At 69.6% G+C, this 17,122-nt stretch carries 24 protein-coding genes; 5 read left to right on the top strand and 19 right to left on the bottom strand.

The genetic code is table 11. The annotated features are described in order from the left end of the window. Window positions 1-6 precede the first annotated feature (6 nt). Window positions 7-1,308, top strand: a complete 1,302-nt coding sequence (locus ACXKR8_RS46980) for an ROK family transcriptional regulator (RefSeq protein WP_458270669.1) — start codon at window positions 7-9, stop codon at window positions 1,306-1,308. Between the two features lie 61 nt (window positions 1,309-1,369). Here ACXKR8_RS46980 and ACXKR8_RS46975 read toward each other — a convergent pair whose 3' ends face one another. The 3 genes from ACXKR8_RS46975 to ACXKR8_RS46965 all read right to left on the bottom strand — a co-directional run bounded on the left by ACXKR8_RS46975 (window position 1,370) and on the right by ACXKR8_RS46965 (window position 3,047). Next, complete coding sequence (locus tag ACXKR8_RS46975) at window positions 1,370-1,639, bottom strand: hypothetical protein (RefSeq protein ID WP_458270668.1); 270 nt, start codon at window positions 1,637-1,639, stop codon at window positions 1,370-1,372. 138 nt (window positions 1,640-1,777) lie between these two features. Further along, window positions 1,778-2,251 (bottom strand): NUDIX domain-containing protein, encoded by a 474-nt coding sequence (locus ACXKR8_RS46970; RefSeq protein WP_458270667.1) that lies wholly within the window; start codon window positions 2,249-2,251, stop codon window positions 1,778-1,780. A gap of 124 nt (window positions 2,252-2,375) precedes the next feature. Next, window positions 2,376-3,047: a TetR/AcrR family transcriptional regulator gene (locus ACXKR8_RS46965; RefSeq protein ID WP_458270666.1), complete on the bottom strand. Its 672-nt coding sequence runs from the start codon at window positions 3,045-3,047 to the stop codon at window positions 2,376-2,378. 524 nt (window positions 3,048-3,571) lie between these two features. Between ACXKR8_RS46965 and ACXKR8_RS46960 the strand changes: the two genes are divergently transcribed. Further along, window positions 3,572-4,207, top strand: coding sequence for a hypothetical protein (locus tag ACXKR8_RS46960; RefSeq protein WP_462100149.1), 636 nt, complete (start codon window positions 3,572-3,574; stop codon window positions 4,205-4,207). 198 nt (window positions 4,208-4,405) lie between these two features. On the opposite strand, the gene ACXKR8_RS46955 is transcribed toward ACXKR8_RS46960, so the two are convergent. The 5 genes from ACXKR8_RS46955 to ACXKR8_RS46935 form a co-directional block, all read right to left on the bottom strand. Further along, window positions 4,406-4,582, bottom strand: a complete 177-nt coding sequence (locus tag ACXKR8_RS46955; RefSeq protein WP_458270664.1) for a transposase — start codon at window positions 4,580-4,582, stop codon at window positions 4,406-4,408. Window positions 4,583-4,743: 161 nt separating this feature from the next. After that, complete coding sequence (locus ACXKR8_RS46950) at window positions 4,744-5,436, bottom strand: HAD family hydrolase (protein ID WP_458270663.1); 693 nt, start codon at window positions 5,434-5,436, stop codon at window positions 4,744-4,746. Window positions 5,437-5,596: 160 nt separating this feature from the next. Next, the gene (locus ACXKR8_RS46945) at window positions 5,597-6,304 is read right to left on the bottom strand and encodes a peptidylprolyl isomerase (protein WP_462100148.1); all 708 of its coding nucleotides are present in this window, start codon (window positions 6,302-6,304) and stop codon (window positions 5,597-5,599) included. Between the two features lie 194 nt (window positions 6,305-6,498). Then, on the bottom strand, window positions 6,499-6,756 hold the full coding sequence (locus ACXKR8_RS46940) for a hypothetical protein (protein WP_458270661.1): 258 nt from the start codon (window positions 6,754-6,756) through the stop codon (window positions 6,499-6,501). Continuing rightward, window positions 6,756-6,986: a hypothetical protein gene (locus ACXKR8_RS46935; RefSeq protein WP_458270660.1), complete on the bottom strand. Its 231-nt coding sequence runs from the start codon at window positions 6,984-6,986 to the stop codon at window positions 6,756-6,758. The genes ACXKR8_RS46940 and ACXKR8_RS46935 overlap by 1 nt, the downstream gene beginning before the upstream one ends. A 159-nt stretch (window positions 6,987-7,145) precedes the next feature. Here ACXKR8_RS46935 and ACXKR8_RS46930 point away from each other — a divergent pair, with 159 nt between their 5' ends. Next, window positions 7,146-7,448, top strand: coding sequence for a putative quinol monooxygenase (locus ACXKR8_RS46930; RefSeq protein ID WP_458270659.1), 303 nt, complete (start codon window positions 7,146-7,148; stop codon window positions 7,446-7,448). Between the two features lie 513 nt (window positions 7,449-7,961). Here ACXKR8_RS46930 and ACXKR8_RS46925 read toward each other — a convergent pair. From ACXKR8_RS46925 to ACXKR8_RS46895, 7 genes are all read right to left on the bottom strand, one after another. After that, complete coding sequence (locus tag ACXKR8_RS46925) at window positions 7,962-8,357, bottom strand: DUF3224 domain-containing protein (RefSeq protein WP_458270658.1); 396 nt, start codon at window positions 8,355-8,357, stop codon at window positions 7,962-7,964. 64 nt (window positions 8,358-8,421) lie between these two features. After that, window positions 8,422-8,808 (bottom strand): CopD family protein, encoded by a 387-nt coding sequence (locus ACXKR8_RS46920; protein WP_462100734.1) that lies wholly within the window; start codon window positions 8,806-8,808, stop codon window positions 8,422-8,424. After that, window positions 8,694-9,905 (bottom strand): copper resistance CopC family protein, encoded by a 1,212-nt coding sequence (locus tag ACXKR8_RS46915; protein WP_462100147.1) that lies wholly within the window; start codon window positions 9,903-9,905, stop codon window positions 8,694-8,696. Before ACXKR8_RS46915 ends, ACXKR8_RS46920 begins: the two co-directional genes overlap by 115 nt. Further along, entirely contained in the window at window positions 9,905-10,354 is a 450-nt protein-coding gene (locus ACXKR8_RS46910; protein WP_462100146.1) for a hypothetical protein, read from the bottom strand. Before ACXKR8_RS46910 ends, ACXKR8_RS46915 begins: the two co-directional genes overlap by 1 nt. A 154-nt stretch (window positions 10,355-10,508) precedes the next feature. Continuing rightward, window positions 10,509-11,222 (bottom strand): hypothetical protein, encoded by a 714-nt coding sequence (locus ACXKR8_RS46905; RefSeq protein WP_458270655.1) that lies wholly within the window; start codon window positions 11,220-11,222, stop codon window positions 10,509-10,511. A 164-nt stretch (window positions 11,223-11,386) separates the two neighbouring features. Then, window positions 11,387-11,827 carry a GNAT family N-acetyltransferase gene (locus tag ACXKR8_RS46900; protein WP_462100145.1) on the bottom strand — a complete coding sequence of 147 codons (441 nt, stop codon included), beginning with the start codon at window positions 11,825-11,827 and terminating at the stop codon, window positions 11,387-11,389. Window positions 11,828-11,953: 126 nt separating this feature from the next. After that, the gene (locus ACXKR8_RS46895; protein ID WP_458270653.1) at window positions 11,954-12,532 is read right to left on the bottom strand and encodes a CGNR zinc finger domain-containing protein; all 579 of its coding nucleotides are present in this window, start codon (window positions 12,530-12,532) and stop codon (window positions 11,954-11,956) included. Window positions 12,533-12,606: 74 nt separating this feature from the next. Here ACXKR8_RS46895 and ACXKR8_RS46890 point away from each other — a divergent pair, with 74 nt between their 5' ends. After that, entirely contained in the window at window positions 12,607-13,860 is a 1,254-nt protein-coding gene (locus ACXKR8_RS46890) for an MFS transporter (RefSeq protein WP_458270652.1), read from the top strand. Here the strand turns inward: ACXKR8_RS46890 and ACXKR8_RS46885 are convergent. Further along, window positions 13,857-14,303: an ester cyclase gene (locus ACXKR8_RS46885; protein WP_458270651.1), complete on the bottom strand. Its 447-nt coding sequence runs from the start codon at window positions 14,301-14,303 to the stop codon at window positions 13,857-13,859. The genes ACXKR8_RS46890 and ACXKR8_RS46885 overlap by 4 nt on opposite strands. A gap of 31 nt (window positions 14,304-14,334) precedes the next feature. Further along, complete coding sequence (locus ACXKR8_RS46880) at window positions 14,335-15,207, bottom strand: patatin-like phospholipase family protein (protein ID WP_458270650.1); 873 nt, start codon at window positions 15,205-15,207, stop codon at window positions 14,335-14,337. A gap of 131 nt (window positions 15,208-15,338) precedes the next feature. On the opposite strand from ACXKR8_RS46880, the gene ACXKR8_RS46875 reads away from it, so the two are divergent. Next, window positions 15,339-16,028, top strand: coding sequence for a TetR family transcriptional regulator (locus ACXKR8_RS46875; protein WP_458270649.1), 690 nt, complete (start codon window positions 15,339-15,341; stop codon window positions 16,026-16,028). 16 nt (window positions 16,029-16,044) lie between these two features. Here ACXKR8_RS46875 and ACXKR8_RS46870 read toward each other — a convergent pair whose 3' ends face one another. Together ACXKR8_RS46870 and ACXKR8_RS46865 are read right to left on the bottom strand one after the other, a co-directional pair. After that, the gene (locus tag ACXKR8_RS46870; RefSeq protein WP_458270648.1) at window positions 16,045-16,383 is read right to left on the bottom strand and encodes a cupin domain-containing protein; all 339 of its coding nucleotides are present in this window, start codon (window positions 16,381-16,383) and stop codon (window positions 16,045-16,047) included. 252 nt (window positions 16,384-16,635) lie between these two features. Further along, window positions 16,636-17,091 (bottom strand): VOC family protein, encoded by a 456-nt coding sequence (locus ACXKR8_RS46865; RefSeq protein WP_458270647.1) that lies wholly within the window; start codon window positions 17,089-17,091, stop codon window positions 16,636-16,638. Window positions 17,092-17,122: the final 31 nt, after the last annotated feature.

The following is a 17,122-nucleotide window of genomic DNA, read 5'->3' as shown; positions in this document are numbered from 1 at the left end:
AGATCCATGGCAGAGCAGGGCGGCCGGAACGTACGGGACCTGCGGCGGTCGAACCGATCGCTGCTGCTGCGCCACCTCTACTTCCACGGGCGTTGCAGCCGCCAGGAACTGAGCAGCGCGACCGGCCTGAGCAGTGCCTCGGTGAGCAATGTGGTCGCCGAGCTGATCGAGGACGGGCTCGTGGTCGAGGCCGGCGCGGTGGAGTCGGAGGGCGGACGGCCGCGGATCCTGCTGGAGATCGACGCCTCGCGCTTCCAGGTGATCGGCGTCGACGTCGGCGAGACCCATGTCCGGGTCGAGCGCTTCGACCTGGCCCTCAATGAGCTGGCCCGCGCCGAGATCCGGCTCTCCCCCGGGCAGTACACACCGGAGACGGTGGTCGCGGGCATCGCCGCCGGGCTCGCCGCAGTCGCCGCCGAGGACTCCGAATCGGGCTTGGGCTCGGGCTCGGGCTCGGGCTCGGGCTTGGGCTTGGGCTCAGCCTCGGGCGCCGCGGGCGAGCTGCTCGGGGTCGGCATCGGCGTGCCCGGGATCGTCCAGGGCCGACCGGACTCCGTGGTGCACTGCCAGACCTTCGGCTGGGACGCGGTGCCGCTGTCGGCGCTGCTCCGCGAGGTCACCGACCTGCCGCTGTTCATCGACAACGGGGTGACCACCATGGGCCAGGCCGAGATGTGGTTCGGCGCCGGTCGGCACTCCTCCGACAGCGTCTTCCTGCTGATCGGGTCCGGCGTCGGGGCGTCGGTGATGGTGGACGGGGTGCCCTACCGGGGGTCCACCACCAGCGCCGGCGAATGGGGCCACATCACCGCGCAGATCGGCGGCCGGCAGTGCCGCTGCGGCGCCAAGGGCTGCCTGGAGGCCTACACCAGCGCCGAGTCCGTCATCGCCCGCTACCGGGAGGCCGGCGGGACCGCGCTGACCGAGGGCGCCGACGAGGAGGCCATGCTGCTGCAGATCCTGGACGACGCGCAGTCACCCGCGGCGGCCGAGGTCCTGGAGACGACGGCCCTGCACATCGGCGTGGGCATCGGCAATCTGATCAACCTGTTCAATCCGGAGCGGGTGCTGATCGGCGGCTCCGGCGGCCTGCTGCTCGGGCCCCGGCTGCTGCCGCAGATCCGTGCCGTGGCCCGGGACCACGCGCTGCACTACCCGTTCTCGCAGACCACCATCAAGCTCTGCGAACTGGGCCCCGACGCCGTCGCCCGGGGCGCCGCGACGCTCCCCGTCGCCCGCTTCCTGGGCACCGGCGGCAGCGTGCCGAGCGCGGCCAGGGCCGATCGGCGGTTCATCGAGACGCGGTGACCGACGCGTGTGCCCCCACCGTGCGTGACGGTGGGGGCACACGTTGCGCCGACGGGGGGCGTCACTTCTTCTTGCTGCCGCTCGACGGCGTCTGGGCCAAAGCGCTGGCTGCGGCGGACTTCTCCGCCTTGGTGGCCTTCTTGCTGGTCAGCGTCTTTGCGGCAGCGGTGGCGGCCTTCGCACTGGTCTGGCCCTTGCTGGCCGGCGCCTGCGACAGCGCGCTCGCGGCAGCGGACTTCGTCGCCTTTGTCGCCTTCTTGGCATTCACCGTCTTGGCTGCATCCGAAGCGGCCTTCGTACCGGTCTGGGCAGTGTTCTTGGAAATGACCAACACCTACTTCCGGGGACTGCGGGAACAGTGGAACGTCACCCTCTCGCGTGCCCCGCCCCAGGAATCCAAACTGCCTTGCCCCGATGGACCGCTGAGTGTCAGTCAGCCGATGGCAGCGTCAATCACCCGACGGCGGTGTCAGTCGGCCGGCGCCGGTGTCAGTCGGCCGGCGGCACGGAAGAGCGCGAGGGTCTCTCCGAGCTGCGAGTGCTGCGGCTGGGGCAGCTCGTCCAGGGGGAACCAGTCCAGGGCGTCGAACTTCCCGGGCTCGCCGATCGCGACGGCAGCCGGATCCACCTCGACGGCGAACAGCACCGCCACCCAGTGCGACACCGGGTCGCCGCGCAGCACGTTGCGCACGCCCAAGGTGGCGATGGTGCCGGCCTCGGCGACGTACTCCTCGCGGACCTCGCGTCGTACGGCCGCCTCGAAGGACTCCCCGTGCTCCAGCGCCCCGGCGCCGGTGTCCCACGCCCCCGGCTCGTCCCGGGCGCCGGCACTGCGCCTGGCCAGCAGAATGCGGCCCTGGCCGTCATGGCAGACGAAGACGCAGGACACGGTGGGTGCGGTCAGGGCCCGCTCGGCCGGGCGTCGCGGTGGGGTGCGGGTCATGCGGTGCTTCCTCCTGGTCTCAGGACACTCGGAAGTGCGGGGTGCTCGGAAAGTGCGGAATCCTCAGAGGGCGGGTTGTGAGTCCCTGTCCGTTTCGTCTTTGAGGCGGGGTCAGGTCTGCTGATCAGCGGCTCGGAGTGGTCTGACTCGTTGTGCAGAGCGAGGGATGGAGGATGCCTGCGTCGGTCAGGACTGCCCGCACGTCGCGGGTGAATCCGTCAGTGTCGTCGAGCCCGAACGCGACGCGTTGCAGGACGAAGCCGTGCAGGAGAGCCATCACGACTCGGGTGCCCCGCTCGGGGTCGAGATCGGCTGGGACCGTGCCGACGGCCTGGCCGTGGCGGAACACGTCGGCCATGCGTCGGCGGACCTGCCCGAAGCCCTCGGCGGCCCGTTGGCGCAGCCCTTCGTTCCGAAGCAGTTCCCCCCAGGCCTGGACGGCACAGCGCAGGAGTTCGTCGACGGGCACGGGCTGTCCCGCTGCGTCGATGGCCACCTCGCTGGCGATGGGGGCGATCGAGGCGGCGACGAGGTCGGCGACGGTGGGGTCCGCGGTGCCGTCGACCAGTCGTTCTACTGGCGCGAAGATCAATCGGAAGGCGTCACCGGCGATCTCCAGGATGATGTCCTCCTTGCCGGCGAAGTAGCGGTAGGAGGCCCCGACGGAGACCCCGGCCTCCTGGGCGATGTCCGGCATCGAGGTCTGGTGGAAGCCGTCGCGCGAGAAGCAGCGGCGCGCGGCGGCCACGATCTCGGCACGCTTCGCCTCACGTCGGGCCTCGGTGATCCGGGGCATCGTTCCACTCTCCCTACAGTGCCAAGGCCAGCAAAATGAACGATGATTCGCGTTGACTTGCCGACCGCCCATGACTAGCTTAATAGTGAACCATCATTCACGGAAGTTGTGCGGGTCACGTGCGCTCACATCTCTTCCACCGAGGCACCGAAGGAGTGGAAGCATGCCCAACCTCGACCTGACCGTCGGCACCTACCCGTACGAGCACACCATGGCACTGATCGACGGGACCGTGGCCATCGACGGGGTGGACGCGACCTTCGAGACCCCACCTTTGATATCGGACACCTTCCGGCGCATGGTGCAGGGCGACTTCGACGTCGCGGAAACTGGGACTGACGTACTTCCTCCGCACGTTCGACCTGGACGACGCACCGTTCCTGGCGCTGCCGATCTTCCCCAACCGAAACTTCCGGCACTCGGCGCTCTTCGTCAACACCGCCGCCGACATCGAGAAGCCGCAGGACCTGGCCGGCCGCACCATCGGAGAGTTCGCGCTGTTCGGCCACGACCCGGGCGTGTGGATGAAGGGCATCCTTGCCGAGGACTACGGCGTCAGTCCAGACCAGTGCCGCTGGGTCATCGGCGGTACCGACCACTCGATCCCGTCCTTCGACTGGATCCCCCAGCCCGTGCCCGCAGGCGTGGACATCCGCCACCTGGACGACGGCCAGACCCTCGGGGCCATGCTCGAAGCCGGCGAAATCGACGCACTCCTGTCGGTGGACGTCCCTCGGGCGTTCTTGGACGGATCCCCGAAGATCACGCGCCTGTTCCCCGACTACAAGACGGTGGAGCGCGCGTACTACCGACGTACCGGCATCTTCCCGATGATGCACGTGGTCGCGATCCGCAAGGAACTCGCACGACACCCCGGCCTGGTCCAGGCGATCTATCGGGCCTTCACACAGGCCAAGGACGTCACGGCGCAGAAGTACCGCCTGGGCGCCGCGAAGCAGCACATGGCGGTCATGACCCCCTGGTTCAGTGAACTCTTCGCCGAGAACCGCGACCTGCTCGGAGAGGACTGGTGGCCCTACGGCCTGGCGGCGAACCGCAAGGCCGTCGACACCTTCCTGCGCTACCACCACGAGCAGGGACTCTCGAAGCACCTGCTGTCCAGCCAGGACATCTTCGTCCCAGGGCTGCTGGACTCCTGACAGGGCGGGCTTTGAGCCTCTGTCCGATTTATCTTTGAGGCGGGGTCAGGGTTGCCGGTTGGTGGCGCGGGGCGGGGCTACGGGTGGTGCAGGGCGAACAGGCCCGGCTCGGTCTCGGTGATCAGCCCGTGGCTGACCAGGCGTTTGGGTTTGGAGCGCATGTCTTCGATGTGTTGGGAAATCCGTGGGCAACAGGGTTCACTGGCAGCCGGAACGGTTCTGGTAGAACAGCACGTCGACAATCCGGCGTATCCCGTAGCGCCCCTGATGACCCCTCACGGAAGGATGCGCCGCCTTCCACGCGGTGATCACGGGTTCGATCAGCGCCCACTGCGCGTCCGTGGTGTCGGTGTAGTAGCCGCGGGTCTCGCTCATCGCACCATCCCAGCACCACGACCCGTGACACGCAGCCGATTCCGGTCGGTGTCACCGAAACGCGTGACACCGAACCCGAATGAACCCCACCAATATACCCAGCAGCTACAGCTGATTCCGGCTCAAAGAAGAACCAGGACAGAGGCTTTCACTCCACCATCTCAGAAGTGGTCGAGGAGCTCGCGGAAGGCGCGCAGGTGCAGCACCCCGCTGTCGGCCGGGTCCAGCTCGCTGTGCTCCAGCACCCAGGTGTTGTCATTGGGGATGAAGACCGCGTTCATACCCGCCTGCCGGGCCGGCAGGATGTCGGACTTCGGTGAGTTGCCGATCATCCAGCTGGTGGCCGGGACGAGCCCGTGCGCGGCCAGGAACCGGCGGTACGTCCCGGTGTCCTTCTCCTTGACGATGTCGACGGCCTGGAAGTGGGGTGCCAGCTGCGAGGCGTCGATCTTGCGCCGCTGTTCGTCCGGGTCGCCCTTGGTCAGCATCAGCAGCGTGTGCCGGGCCCCGAGGGTCGCGAGCGTCTCGGCGACGTCCGGGATCAGCTCCACCCGGTGGTCGACCAGGGCAGCGGCCAGTTCCTGGATCTCGGCGAGCTCCTGACGGCTCGCCGGCCCGCCGCGCAGCTTCTCGAAGCAGTCGCCGAGGGAGCGCAGCAGCATCGCGCTGCCGTAACCGTGGGTGACTGCATTGGCTGCCTGGATGTCGTCGAGCACGGCACGCAGCTGGGGCCGGTCGAGCGTGGGGTGCGCCAGCCAGCTCAGATAGTCGTCGATGACCCGCTCGAACAGCACATTGTTCTCCCACAGCGTGTCATCCGCGTCGAAGACGAGCACCTGCCCCTTGCGTCGCATCAAGACTCCCAAGATCTTTTCGCCTGCCGGGCGAGATCCTAGTCGGAGCGGCGACGGCCCTGCCGGGAATTTCCGGCGCGGTCCTCCCCCTGGGTGGGCTGCGAAAAAGGGGGAAAGGGGGAGGACCAGGAGCGTGCCGGACGGAGGATCGCTCCGCTCGTCAGTGCCGGCTGATGGTCACCTTGCTGATGTCGACCGGGAGCGTCGGGAAGCCGTCGCCGGACCCGTTCTGGTCGTCCTCGCCGGCGGCGGCGATCTTCTTCAGGACGTCGAGGCCGCCCGTCACCCGGCCGAACGGGGTGTAGAGGGGCGGCAGCTTGGTGTCCTTCCAGACGAAGAAGATCTGGCTGCCGTTGGTGTTCGGGCCGGCGTTGGCCATCGCCACCGTGCCGGCCGGGTAGGTGGCGCCGGTCAGGTTCTCGTCGTTGAAGGAGTAGCCGGGTCCGCCACTGCCGGTGCCGGTGGGGTCACCGCACTGGAGGACGTAGATGCCCTTGGTGGTGAGCCGGTGGCAGTGGGTGCGGTCGTAGTAGGCGTGCGAGGCGAGGAAGCGGAAGGAATAGGTGGTGCAGGGCGCCTGGGCGGTCAGCGCCTGAAAGGAGATCACGCCCTGGCTCGTGTGCAGCTTCGCGGTGTACGGCTGGGCGGCCTTGGGCGCGTTGAAGACCGGGATGCCCTTGAAGCGGTCAGCCGGGACGGCCGCGACAAAGCCGCAGCCGGACGCGACCGGAGCGGGTGCGGCCTCGGCGGCAACCGGACCCGAGCCCGCCGCCGCCCGGGGCCCGGAGCTGTGCGCCTGCGCCGCGCCGGCCAGGCTCAGCACCAGGGAGGCCGCGGCAGCGAGGGACAACCATTGCCTGTGCATCATCGAAGAACCTCCGGGTCGTCCACTGATTGTCATGTACCGATTGACATGTACTCAGTGGCCTTACCCAGCCGATGACGAGCTAGACGTCCAGCTGCCACCCCGTCATGAGGTGGCAGGGATTGACGCACGAAGGAGCCCGGCGCATGCCGGGCTCCTTCGCGGATGTGACGCTTCGTCGGCCGGGGCCGCCGGACCTACTCACTGTCGGCGAGCAGCTGGTACAGGGCTCGACGGGCATCGGTCAGGGCCTGTGCGGCCTGGTCCTTCTGCTCCGGGGTGCCGATGGCGGCGACCTGACGGGCGGCGATGGCGATCTGGCCCTCGCCGTCCCGCAGCGTCTGGTGCTCGGGGCGCACGGGGCACCCATGGCGCTGGTGGCGCACATGGCGCTCGCGGTGCTCCGGCTCCTGGCGCAGCTCGCGACCGTGCGTCGGCCGCTCCCCCAGCGACATCAGGAACGCGGCACGACCAGCGCCGTCGGCTCCACGTCCACCACCGCGACCGCGGCGCCCACCGGGGCGACCACGGCCACCTCGGCCGACGCCCGATCCCTCGCCGCGCTCACCGCGCTCGGGGCCGAAACCAGGCTGCGGACCGAAACCGCGCTCAGGGCCGGACCCGCGCTCGGGGCCGAAACTATGCCGCAGACCGGGACCCCGGTCAAAGCGACCACGTCCGCCACGGCTGTCGTTCTCCTCGATGTTCATTCGCATGCTGTTCATGATCGAACTCCTCTGTGCATTGCTACGGATTGTCGGCCCTTCTTTCAACCGACAGCTCAACGATATATCGGGATCTATCAATACGCAACCCTTTGGTCCGGGCTTGCTAGATTCGCCGCATGCCCAACACCCTGCGTGCCGTCGTCCTCATCTCCACGCAGCCCGGACGAGGAGCCGAGCAGGTCGCCGCTTTCGCCGCGCTGGCACCGGTGGTCCGCGCCGAGCCCGGCTGCCTGCGCTATGACCTGCACGCCGTCGACCGCGAACCGGACCGTTTCGTACTGTTCGAGGAGTGGGCCTCGAAGCAGGCGCTGGACGCGCACGACGCCTCGGCGCACATGGTCGCGGCTGACGCCGCCAACAAGGCGTTCCGGGCCGGTCCGGCCGACGTGATCCTCTTCGGAGCCGAGCCCGTGGCTTGACACTCCGAGAGGGCGGTACGTCACTTGATGTCCGGTTCGTGTCGCCTGAACGCTGGGCGCAGCGGCCACCAGGGCAACTACGAGAAGTTCGCACGGAGATGCACCGGCGGGCGAGGCGAGGTCCGGCTGTGCGGTTTGAGAGCGACTACGACGATGATGACTTTCAGCCGGACGAGCTGCTTTTCCTCGAACGGGTGCGGGGACTGTGTGCGAGCCGGGAGATGGGCGTCGATCCCGATGACACGTTCGCGTTCCCGGCACAGGCCAATGACGCCCATGGCCGCCGCGAACTCCTGCTCGTGCTGACGGTCAGCGACGACGAGCCGCCGATGGGCCTCCTGACGTTCGGGGCCTTCTTCGGCGGGACAACGGTCGCGGCGAACGTGGCGCCCTTTCAGCCGGACCGGGTCCCCCTTCGGGTTTGGGTTGCTCCTATAGCCGCGATGTGTGGGCCAGGACTGGGGAGCTTCATCGTCGCTGCTGCCCGGTCGGGACGCGGAGCGGCTGACACCGTCAGCCGAGGGTGTACTCCAAGACGTAGGAGTGGCTGCCGTCGTCGGACTGGATGATCTCGAAGGCACCCGTGATCCCCGCCAGGTCATCGGAGCCCGTTCCGTGGACCACACGGATCGCGAGTCGCTCACCATGACTGCCAGGCGCGCTGTGCTGGAGGACGAACGAGCCCTTGCGGCCGTCGAGTTCGCCCGTGAATCGCTCCACGGCGACATAGGCAACGGGACTGCCCTCGATGTCGGCCACCGACAGCATGCTCACCGTACTGGTGCCGACCAAGCCGCCCTCGAAGGTCTTGGTGATCCGCACCCGACCCAGCGCGGCACCCGGGCCCTCGTCGAGCACCTCCGGCTCGAATGATGTGACGTCGAACGTTCCGCCCGCCTTCGTGCTCATTCCGCACCCCTCGAATCTTGATGGGTTGAACCGTCAGCAGCCTTGCACACGGCACTGACACTCCTCACCCGATGAGCGTCGGACCCGCGGCGGGGTCGAACTCGGTGGCGGCGCGGGGCGGTGTGGTCTGGGGTCCGTGTGTGTCGCGAGCCGGGGCGGTGCTGATCAGGAGGACTGTGACGATCAGCAGGACCGTGACTCCCACCAGTTCGAGCAGGACGGAGCGCCGAAGCGCCGCGGTGCTGCCCGCCCCCGGTCGGGATGGGCCGGCCCCCACTCGGGACGGGCCGGCCGCCGGTCGGGTCAGGCGGGTGCGGCTTACGGCGGCGACGGCGATCAGCAGCAGGAACACCCCCGTCTTGACCAGCAGCAGCTTGCCGTAGGCGTTGCCGGTGAGCGCGGCGAGGCTGCCCACCTCGCGGAAGGCCTGGTAGAGACCGGTGGCGGCCAGGACCGCCACCGAGCCCAGGGCGAGGCGGGAGAAGCGCGCGGTGGTGGTCCCCAGGTCGGCATCACTCCCCGGGTCAGCAGGACGACGATCGTGAACAGTCCCCCGGCCCACACCGCCATCGCGGTGACATGCAGCGTGGTCACCACCAGCGCCAGCGGTACCAGGCTGCCGCTGGACGCATGGCTGATCTCGCTCCAGGTGGCAGCGAGGGCGAGCGTCAGCACCACCGCAGCGGTGGCGCCTGCGGCACGCCCTCGGAGGACCACCTCGCCGACCGCCGCGATCAGCGCCAGCAGGACGATCCGGGCGACCAGCGTGTGCCCCTCGTGGGTGGAGAGCGTTGCGGCCAGCAGCGACCTGTCGAAGGTGTGCGCCGGCGACTCCCTTTGGGTGGAGGGCCCGTAGACGAAGAGCTGGACCAGGGTCCCGACCAGCAGCGCGGTCCAGCCCAGGGTGGCCGGCCATCGCAGAAAGGCCACTGACGGCACATCAGCCTCGGCACCGGGAGCACCGGGAGCACCGGCAGCACCGGGAGCACCGGGGGCGGTGGGCAGGCAGTGCAGGCGGATCGCCGTGAAACCGACCAGCAGCGCCAACCCGGCCAGGCCCAGCCAGATCGCCAGGTCGAGGATCGCGTCGGTGGTCCGGTCAGGGGCGCCGAATCCGCTGGCCACCGCGGTGCGACTCGGCGCGCCCACCGAGAAGGTGAGCGAGCCGGAGGTGGCATGCCCGTCATCGGCCGCGGTGGCCAGCCAGTCGAGGACGAAGGTGCCCCGGGCCGGGTCGGGCGAGAGGTTGACGGCGAGGGTCTCGCCGTCGGATCCCGCGGTCCGCAGGGCCCCGCTGTCGACCCGGCGACCGCTGGGACCGACCACCTTGATGGAGCTCAGCCGCAGCGTCACCCGCTCGGAGAAGACCAGGGTCACCTGCTGCGGTTCGGCGGCGACCACGACCCCGTTCGACGGCGAGGAGGAGACCAGGTCCGCATGGGCCGCGGCCGGGGCGGCCAGGGCGAGCAGTGCGCCCAGCACCAGGGCACAGACCACGGCGAGACGCCGCAGCGGCACCGCCATCGCCATCGCCACCCCCACCGGCATCAGTGGCATGAGCCCGCGGCCCGCTGCCGCTGGACCAGTCGGTCCACGCCGAGCCGGTAGTCCGCCAGCGAGCCGGCGTCGGGGACGAACTGCCACCTTCCGGCCCGGTAGACCAGGGTGTTGCTGCCATGGGAGTCGGCGCGGTGCCAGTCGACCCGTACCGTGGCCTGGTCGAGGGTGGTGCTCTTGTCGATCACATAGGGGACGCCGACCACCGGCCGGCACTCGGTGTTCAGCCGGACGAAGTCGGCCCGGGCGATGACCTGGTGGGCGCTGTCGCTCCACAGGTCCCAAGCCTGGGCCCACCCCGCGCCGGCCAGCAGCCCGAACTCCTCGGAGGCGACCGAGTCGGCCTGCAGCGACTGGGGCTGCGGCGGCTTGACGGGGGCGCTGGGTCGGGGCGGAGCCGAGCAGGCGGCTGCCGTCGCGGCAAGCAGCAGAGCGGTCACCCCGACAGCCGTCCGCCGATACGGTTCGCGGCGCAACGTGCGCTCCCTTCCTGCATCAGCCTGATCGACGCAGCTGTACGAGGCCGGTGCCCCGGGACGGGCGTCCGGTCGACACCCACCCGCCCCGAGTGTGATCGGAGGGGTTTCAACTCACCTAGTTGGTCAGCCGGTTGGTGCCGTAGTGGAGCAGCAGCGACAGGTTCGCCTTCAGGTCGAGGTCGGCGGTGAACTTCAGCGAGTCACGGATCTGGGTGAGCGTGATCGCGGAGCTGGGGACACCCCCGAGCAGGTAGGTGAAGGACTGTCCTGGCGCGACCTGACGCTGCGCCAGCGGCACGTCGTGGAAGTCCAGCCTGGCGATGTAGAAGGACGTTCCGTCGCCGCGCGGCACCTCCAGGTAGTCCTGCTGGGGGTGCCCGTACTGCGCGGTGCTGCTGTAGCCGTGGTTGTCGGAGCCGGACGGCGCACGGAAGACCAGCACCGCGCAGTCCGTCGAGAGCACCTGGGAGGAGGTGTTGGTGAAGACCAACTGCCAGTTGCCGTAGTACTGGTTTCCGCTGAAGGTCACATGCTCCGACAGTCCCACATTGCTGGAGAACTGCGTGGTCAGCGGCTCGCTGAGGATGGGGTTGGTACCGCTGACGGGGTGGTTGACACCATTGGCGCAGCGCTCCAGCGGGAGGGTGTACTGCGACGGTTGTCCGGTGGGGACCGCCTGGGTGAAGCTGGCGGGCCCGGCGCTCACCGCGGTGGTCGTGTCCGGGTCGGCGACTGCCGCGCTCCCGTCGGCGAAGGCCGCGATGCCGGCCAGGAGGAGGACGGTGGCCAGGCTGGCGCCTAACCCTCGCTTGGTGAATTTTGCTTGCATGGTGCACCGATCCCTTCGATCGCGAACGGGGTGCCGTGACGGCATCAGTGACTCAGCCTCACGTTTGCAGCGTGAACCGAACACGTCAAGGGGTTGAACCATTCAGGTCTAGTCCATTAGGTCTAGACCCTTTCGCTCGTGGCCGCCTGGGCGGGGGCCGGCGCTCACTGGGCGGTTGTCCAGTACCGCCGCACCGGGCCGTGCTCGGTGTTCTGGACGCCCTCGAGGACGCCGCCCCGGTGCTCGATCGTCTTCATCGAGCCGAGGTTGTCGGCTTCGCAGACGATCAGCACCCGGTCCAGCCCGAGCGTCCACGCCTCGTCGAGGATCCGGCCCAGCGCCCAGCCGGCCAGTCCGCGCCGACGTGAGGACGGGCGGATTGCCGTAGCCGATGTGGCCGAACTGCCGCACATAGTCGTTGAGCCCGTGCCGCAGCACGATCCCGCCGTGCACCCGGTCGCCCTCGACGATCCATCGGTAGCTGCAACCCAGGCCGGCCTCCACCGCTTTCGGGTCGGAATCCTCAGCCAGCAGCGCCAGCCAGGCAGCGAACCCCTCCGGTGAGTCGACCTCGTCGGACGGCCCCAGACCGAATCCGTCCTCATGGAAGCCGGGCCCCCATTCGTCATGCGCCTCGAGCCAGGCGGCGTGCAGACGGGCGGTGGGTGCGATCAGTTCAGGCATAGCGAAACCCTACCGATCAAGCCCCGCGCGGTCTCTGGAAGGCGGGGTTACGACGCCGCGGCTCGGCGGGCGCGGAAGGCGGCGGTCTTGGCGCGGTTCTGGCACGCCGTCGAGCAGAACTGGCGGGCGGCGTTGCGCGAGGTGTCGACGTACACCCGGTCGCACTGGGTCGCCTGGCAGACGCCGAGGCGGCCGGACGACCCGCCGCCGATCACCATCGCCAGCCCGGTCGCACAACCGGCGCTCCAGCCCACCGCGAGGGAGTCGTCCGTGCCATGGAAGTGGACCTGCCAGGGCTCGCCCTCGACCCGGTCCAGTTGCGGGCGGGCGCCGTTCGCCAGCAGCAGCACATTCAACGCCGCGGCCGCGTCATCGAGGCGGGCGCCGCCCACGGCTTCGAAGACCCGGCGCAACTCGATCGCCGTTCGGGCGAGATGGGCGGCCTGCGGGAGGTCGATGATGCGCGGGCCCACGATCGGGGCGGGCAGCGCGGCATCGACCGCTGCCGGGAGGTCCGAGCCGCGCGGTGCGGTGAACGGCTTTCCGCGGGCTTCACCATCGGTCAACACATTGACCAGCGAGACGGCCGCGTCCAGCAGCACCGCCATGTGACTGTCGAACAGCACTTGACCAGTTACCCCTTTCAGGCTTAGCTTTCGTCACTGACATTAGTCGATTCACCAGTGACAAGGAGGCGTCCATGCGACTCCTGCAGCGCGGTGGCCGCCTGCCGCGCACCGTATGGCTGCTGCTCGCCGCCCGGGCGATCAACCGGCTCGGGGCCTTCTCCCTGTCGTTCCTCACCGTCCTCATCAGCACCGACTTCGGGGCCGGCGTGGCGACCGCCGGGCTGGTCGCGGCCGGTTTCGGGCTGGCGACGATCCCGTCGCGCCTGGCGGGCGGCCGGCTCGCGGACCGGATGGGGCGGCGTCGCACCATCGTCCTCGGCCTGTCCGGCTGCGCCGTCGCCCAGCTCGGGATTGCCGCGGCGGGCTCATTGGCGCAGGTCGCGACCTGGGCCGTGCTGCTCGGACTCGTCTTCGAGCTGTACGAACCACCGAGCCAGGCGATGATCGCCGACTCCGTCGGACCCGCCGAGCGGGTGCGTGCCTACAGCCTGCTGAACGCCGCCCTGGCCGTCGGCGGCATGGGCGCCGGTCTGCTCGCGGCCGGCCTGGGCCGGTGGGACCTGCGCTGGCTGTTCGTCGCCGACGCGCTGAGCTGCTCGGCGTGCGCGGTCATCGTCCGGGTCGCGCTGCCAGGCGACCGTCCCGGTCGCAGTGACCGGGCTGCCCGGCAGCGGACGTCCCACCACTGTGCTGCCGTCATCAGGCCGTGGCGCGATCGCACGCTGCTCGTGCTGCTCGCCTCCGGCACCGGATACGCGCTGGTCTACCTGCAGGTCATGCTGGCGCTGCCGCTGTCCCTGGCCCGCCGCGGCATGCGTCCGGCGGACGCGGGCGTGCTCTTCACCGTCTCCGCCGTGACCATCGTCGCCGCGCAGCCCCTGCTCCGCGTACCGCGCCTCTCCGCGCTGTCCGCGCCGGCGGCGCTCGCGCTCGGCCACCTGCTGCTCGCGCTCGGCCTGGCCGGCTACGCGGCGGCGCACACCCTCGCTGCCTCCCTGGCGGCCACGGTTGTCTGGAGCCTGGGCGATCTCCTGATCCTGGGACGGGCCTACGCCCTCGTCGCCGGCCTCGCCCCGCCCGGCGGCACCGGCCGCTACCTGGCCGTCTACGGCCTCAGCTGGGGCTTCGCCGGCGTCGCCGCGCCGGTCGTCAGCACCCAGGTCCTGCAGCACGCAGGACCGACCGCCCTGTGGTCGGCAATGGCGGCCGTCTGCGTGGTCCTCGCCGCCGGCCAGGCCCTGATCGCCCGGCTGCCGACCGTCCGCCGACCAGAGCCGGTCCGCGACTTGCCCCCTCCCCGGCCGGCACCCGTCCCGGCCGGCTAGCGCGAGGTGAGCATGCTGACGACGGCAACCGCGCCGAGCTGGCGCATCATGGCTGCGACGTCCTCGACGAACCAGCCGTCGCTGATCCTCCCGTTGACGACGCGGTAGACGCCGACGCCGTTCCAGGTCGCGTGCTTGCTGGTGAACGGGATGATGCCGAACAGACGGCCGGTGCGGCGGCCGCTGTTGGTGAACTGCACGACCACCTGGTCGTCCTTGGTGTAGATGTCCTTGACGACCAGGTGCAGGTCGATGAATCGACCTGCACCGCTGCCGCGCATCATGGCTTTGTATGCCTCGATGCCGTCGATCTCGCCGAGGCTGCCGCCGCTCCAGCGCATGTCCGGCGCCCACAGCTCGTCGATGAGATCGAGGTTGCCCTGGTTGACGACCTCGTCGAGGAACCGCTCGACGACGGCGGTATTGGTGTCGGTGGTGCTCATCGGATTTCCTTCGACTTTCCTTCGGCGCGGATCAGGCGAGCAGGGCGGTGACAGCAGCGGCGGCAGCGTGGCCGTCGTCGAGGCCGATGGCGGCGGCGCGGGCCCGCGCGGTGGGGTCCATCAGCTCACCGCCGACCTCGGCGAACGCGTCGCCGCCGGTGACCTGGACCACGGGCAGGCCGTCGGCGGCGAGCGCCGCCAGCTCACGGCTTTCGTCCAGGCCGCCGAGGATCGGGATCGTGGGCCCGATGAACAGGATCCGGTCCAGACCGGTCTCCTGGGCCAGTTGCGCACAGAACTCGCCGCGCGGCGCGTCGCAGTAGCGGCGGCCCTGGTACTCGACGGTGGGAAAGTACCCCGGCACCGCGCACGAGGACGCCACCGCGCGGGCGAGGCCGATTCCGTCGGCGCGGCTCCACAGCACGGTCTGCCCCGAGGCGCAGTCGACACTGGTGATCCGCAGATCCGCCTCCGGCCACCGGTCGGTGCCGACCAGGCCGGCCGCCACGGCGAGGTAAGTGGCCTCGTCGATCACACCAGGGGTCGCCACGGCCAGCGCGCCGATGGCGGCACTGCGCTGCGTCACCGTGCCCTCGCCGGACATCAGCAGCCGGGCGATCGCCTCCGGCACCACACTCGTGCCGGTCCCGCCCCCGCCCGCCTGCTGGGGCACGGCCGGGATCGGCGAAACGTACTCGCCGCGGCGCTGCTCCTCGGCCAGGGCCACGATGTCGTGTCCCAGCGCGACAGCGGTGCCGACCATCGACCCCGCCGACGTCCCGACGATCACCCGGCTCGACGCCGGATCGAACCCGGCGTGCTCGATCAGGCCGGCCAGGACGCCCAGTTCCCAGGCGATACCGACCTCTCCGCCACCACCGAGGATGAGTCCTACCTTCGTCACCGCGTCCTCCCATCACGCCGAACCCGCGTTCGCGTCCTTGTCCGCGTCCGACAGCATCGGTCCGCCTTCATCACAGTAACAGAACTGAGTTCTGTTAGAGCGGAGGCGGCGAAACGGGTAATGTCATCCGCATGGCCGAGCTTGTGGACGAGAACAACGGCCTGGTCCCCCAGGCAACCTTTCGGCGCGCCCGCACCCCCGCGGCGAAGGCGCACCGCCACGAGGCGATCCTGACCGCCGCCGAACGACTCGCCCGCGACGGCGGCATCCGGTCGATCACGTTGACCGATCTCGGCGAGGCGGTCGGGCTCGCCAAGTCCAACGTCCTGAACTACTTCGGCTCCCGCGAAGAGATCTTCCTCGAACTGACTACCCGTCAATGGAACGAGTGGGCCTCCGCGTTGGGCACGGAACTCGCGGCAGCCGGGCCGGTCGACGACCTGGCCGGGGTGATCGCGTCCTCGCTGGTGCAGCGGCCGCTGTTCTGCGAGCTGGCCAGCCAGGCGTTCATCAACCTGGAGCACAAGGTCAGCGCCGAAGCGGCCCTGACGTTCAAACGCACCGCCGCCACCCTCATCGACCGACTCGCCCAGCAGGCAGCGGGCGCCCAGGACGTCCTGACCGCAGCAGAGTGCCGCGAACTCCTCGACGCCGCGGTCATGCTCGCGGGCGCGGTCTGGGTGGTGGCCCACCCGTCAGCCAAGGTGCGGGAGATCTACGCGCAGGATCCGGACCTGGAACACGGCACCGTCGTCTTCAACATCCGATTCCCCCGCGCCCTGGCCGCCCTCGCCGCAGGCCTGCCCACCCTGCGCGGTTGAGGCTGCGGCCTGTGGTTCAGACCGGGCGGGCCACGGTCAGCAGGATGACCGAGTCCTCCACCGCTTCCAGGCCGTGCACGGCCCCCGGCACCGAAAGCAGGTCGTACGGCTCGCCCTCGCCGAAGGCGTCCCCGGCGGTCAGCCGCACCCGCCCGCGCAGCACCAGCACCGTGGCGTGCCCCGGATTCTCGTGGTCGGACAGGGTGCCGCCCGCCAAAAGGGCGATCATCGTCTGGGCCAGGGCGCTGCCGTGACCGCCGTACAGCGTCCGGGCGCTGCGCCCTGCGTGCGAGCCCGTGGCCCGCGCATCAGCCAACAGGGTGTCCGCCAACGGCCCCAGCGAATTGATCTCCATGCCGAAACCCTAGACAGCAACCCGGCCCGCCGCACGCCGGCGGCACCAGCACCCCTATGCCGCTCCAGGGTCCGTCTCAGAAGTGGATCAAGGCCATGCGATGATCTTGTCCCTTGTCCCTTGGCTCGGGGAGATCTGCCCGAGCGGTACGGGCCGTGGGAGACGGTGTACACATCCGCCGTCCGCTACGAAGCGCCGGTGCTGGTCGCAGCCATCAACGAGTGGCTGTGACCTGCACCGTCGCAACGCCTCTCAGGCGACGTCGAATTCGTTGCCCTCGGGGTCCTGCATGGCGGCAGCGTAGAACCCCATGTCCGGCTCATCCTTGATCCGCAGCACAGTGGCACCGGCTTCGACCAGCCGTTCCACCGCAGCCTTGACCCGCTGCGTGCGGACGACCAGGGGGACGTCACGGCCCCCACCGACCTTCAGGTCGAAGTGCCACCGGTTCTTGGCGACCTTCGGCTCCGGAACGTGCTGGAACCACACCCTCGGTCCACGTCCCGCAGGATCGGTGATCGACTCCGGAGTATCCCCGGCACCGGGCGGCAACTCTGCCTCGGGCACCCCCATGTCCGCCCAGTAGGCGCGCCAGGTGGCGTGCCCGCCCGGCGGAGGCTCAGGCACGTAGCCCAGGGCCTCGGCCCAGAAGGCCACCATTCTCTGCGGATCGGAGCAGTCGATCGTCAGCTGCATTGTCATCTCCATGCTCAGAGGATCCCCGACAGGTCTGACAGAA

The organism is Streptacidiphilus sp. PAMC 29251 (assembly GCF_054208735.2).
Note: the sequence above shows the minus strand (reverse complement) of the source record. Positions and strands in the feature narration are given on the sequence as shown.

Coding starts and splice junctions, on each gene's coding strand:
- ACXKR8_RS46890 (WP_458270652.1), top strand. CDS start 12,607: ATGCGACTCCTGCAGCGCGGTGGCCGCCTGCCGCGCACCGTATGGCTG.
- ACXKR8_RS46980 (WP_458270669.1), top strand. CDS start 7: ATGGCAGAGCAGGGCGGCCGGAACGTACGGGACCTGCGGCGGTCGAAC.
- ACXKR8_RS46875 (WP_458270649.1), top strand. CDS start 15,339: ATGGCCGAGCTTGTGGACGAGAACAACGGCCTGGTCCCCCAGGCAACC.
- ACXKR8_RS46885 (WP_458270651.1), bottom strand. CDS start 14,303: ATGAGCACCACCGACACCAATACCGCCGTCGTCGAGCGGTTCCTCGAC.
- ACXKR8_RS46865 (WP_458270647.1), bottom strand. CDS start 17,091: ATGGAGATGACAATGCAGCTGACGATCGACTGCTCCGATCCGCAGAGA.
- ACXKR8_RS46955 (WP_458270664.1), bottom strand. CDS start 4,582: ATGAGCGAGACCCGCGGCTACTACACCGACACCACGGACGCGCAGTGG.
- ACXKR8_RS46870 (WP_458270648.1), bottom strand. CDS start 16,383: ATGGAGATCAATTCGCTGGGGCCGTTGGCGGACACCCTGTTGGCTGAT.
- ACXKR8_RS46930 (WP_458270659.1), top strand. CDS start 7,146: ATGCCCAACACCCTGCGTGCCGTCGTCCTCATCTCCACGCAGCCCGGA.
- ACXKR8_RS46960 (WP_462100149.1), top strand. CDS start 3,572: ATGAAGGGCATCCTTGCCGAGGACTACGGCGTCAGTCCAGACCAGTGC.
- ACXKR8_RS46915 (WP_462100147.1), bottom strand. CDS start 9,905: ATGCCGGTGGGGGTGGCGATGGCGATGGCGGTGCCGCTGCGGCGTCTC.
- ACXKR8_RS46925 (WP_458270658.1), bottom strand. CDS start 8,357: ATGAGCACGAAGGCGGGCGGAACGTTCGACGTCACATCATTCGAGCCG.
- ACXKR8_RS46950 (WP_458270663.1), bottom strand. CDS start 5,436: ATGCGACGCAAGGGGCAGGTGCTCGTCTTCGACGCGGATGACACGCTG.
- ACXKR8_RS46970 (WP_458270667.1), bottom strand. CDS start 2,251: ATGACCCGCACCCCACCGCGACGCCCGGCCGAGCGGGCCCTGACCGCA.
- ACXKR8_RS46905 (WP_458270655.1), bottom strand. CDS start 11,222: ATGCAAGCAAAATTCACCAAGCGAGGGTTAGGCGCCAGCCTGGCCACC.
- ACXKR8_RS46900 (WP_462100145.1), bottom strand. CDS start 11,827: ATGAGGACGGATTCGGTCTGGGGCCGTCCGACGAGGTCGACTCACCGG.
- ACXKR8_RS46965 (WP_458270666.1), bottom strand. CDS start 3,047: ATGCCCCGGATCACCGAGGCCCGACGTGAGGCGAAGCGTGCCGAGATC.
- ACXKR8_RS46945 (WP_462100148.1), bottom strand. CDS start 6,304: ATGATGCACAGGCAATGGTTGTCCCTCGCTGCCGCGGCCTCCCTGGTG.
- ACXKR8_RS46940 (WP_458270661.1), bottom strand. CDS start 6,756: ATGTCGCTGGGGGAGCGGCCGACGCACGGTCGCGAGCTGCGCCAGGAG.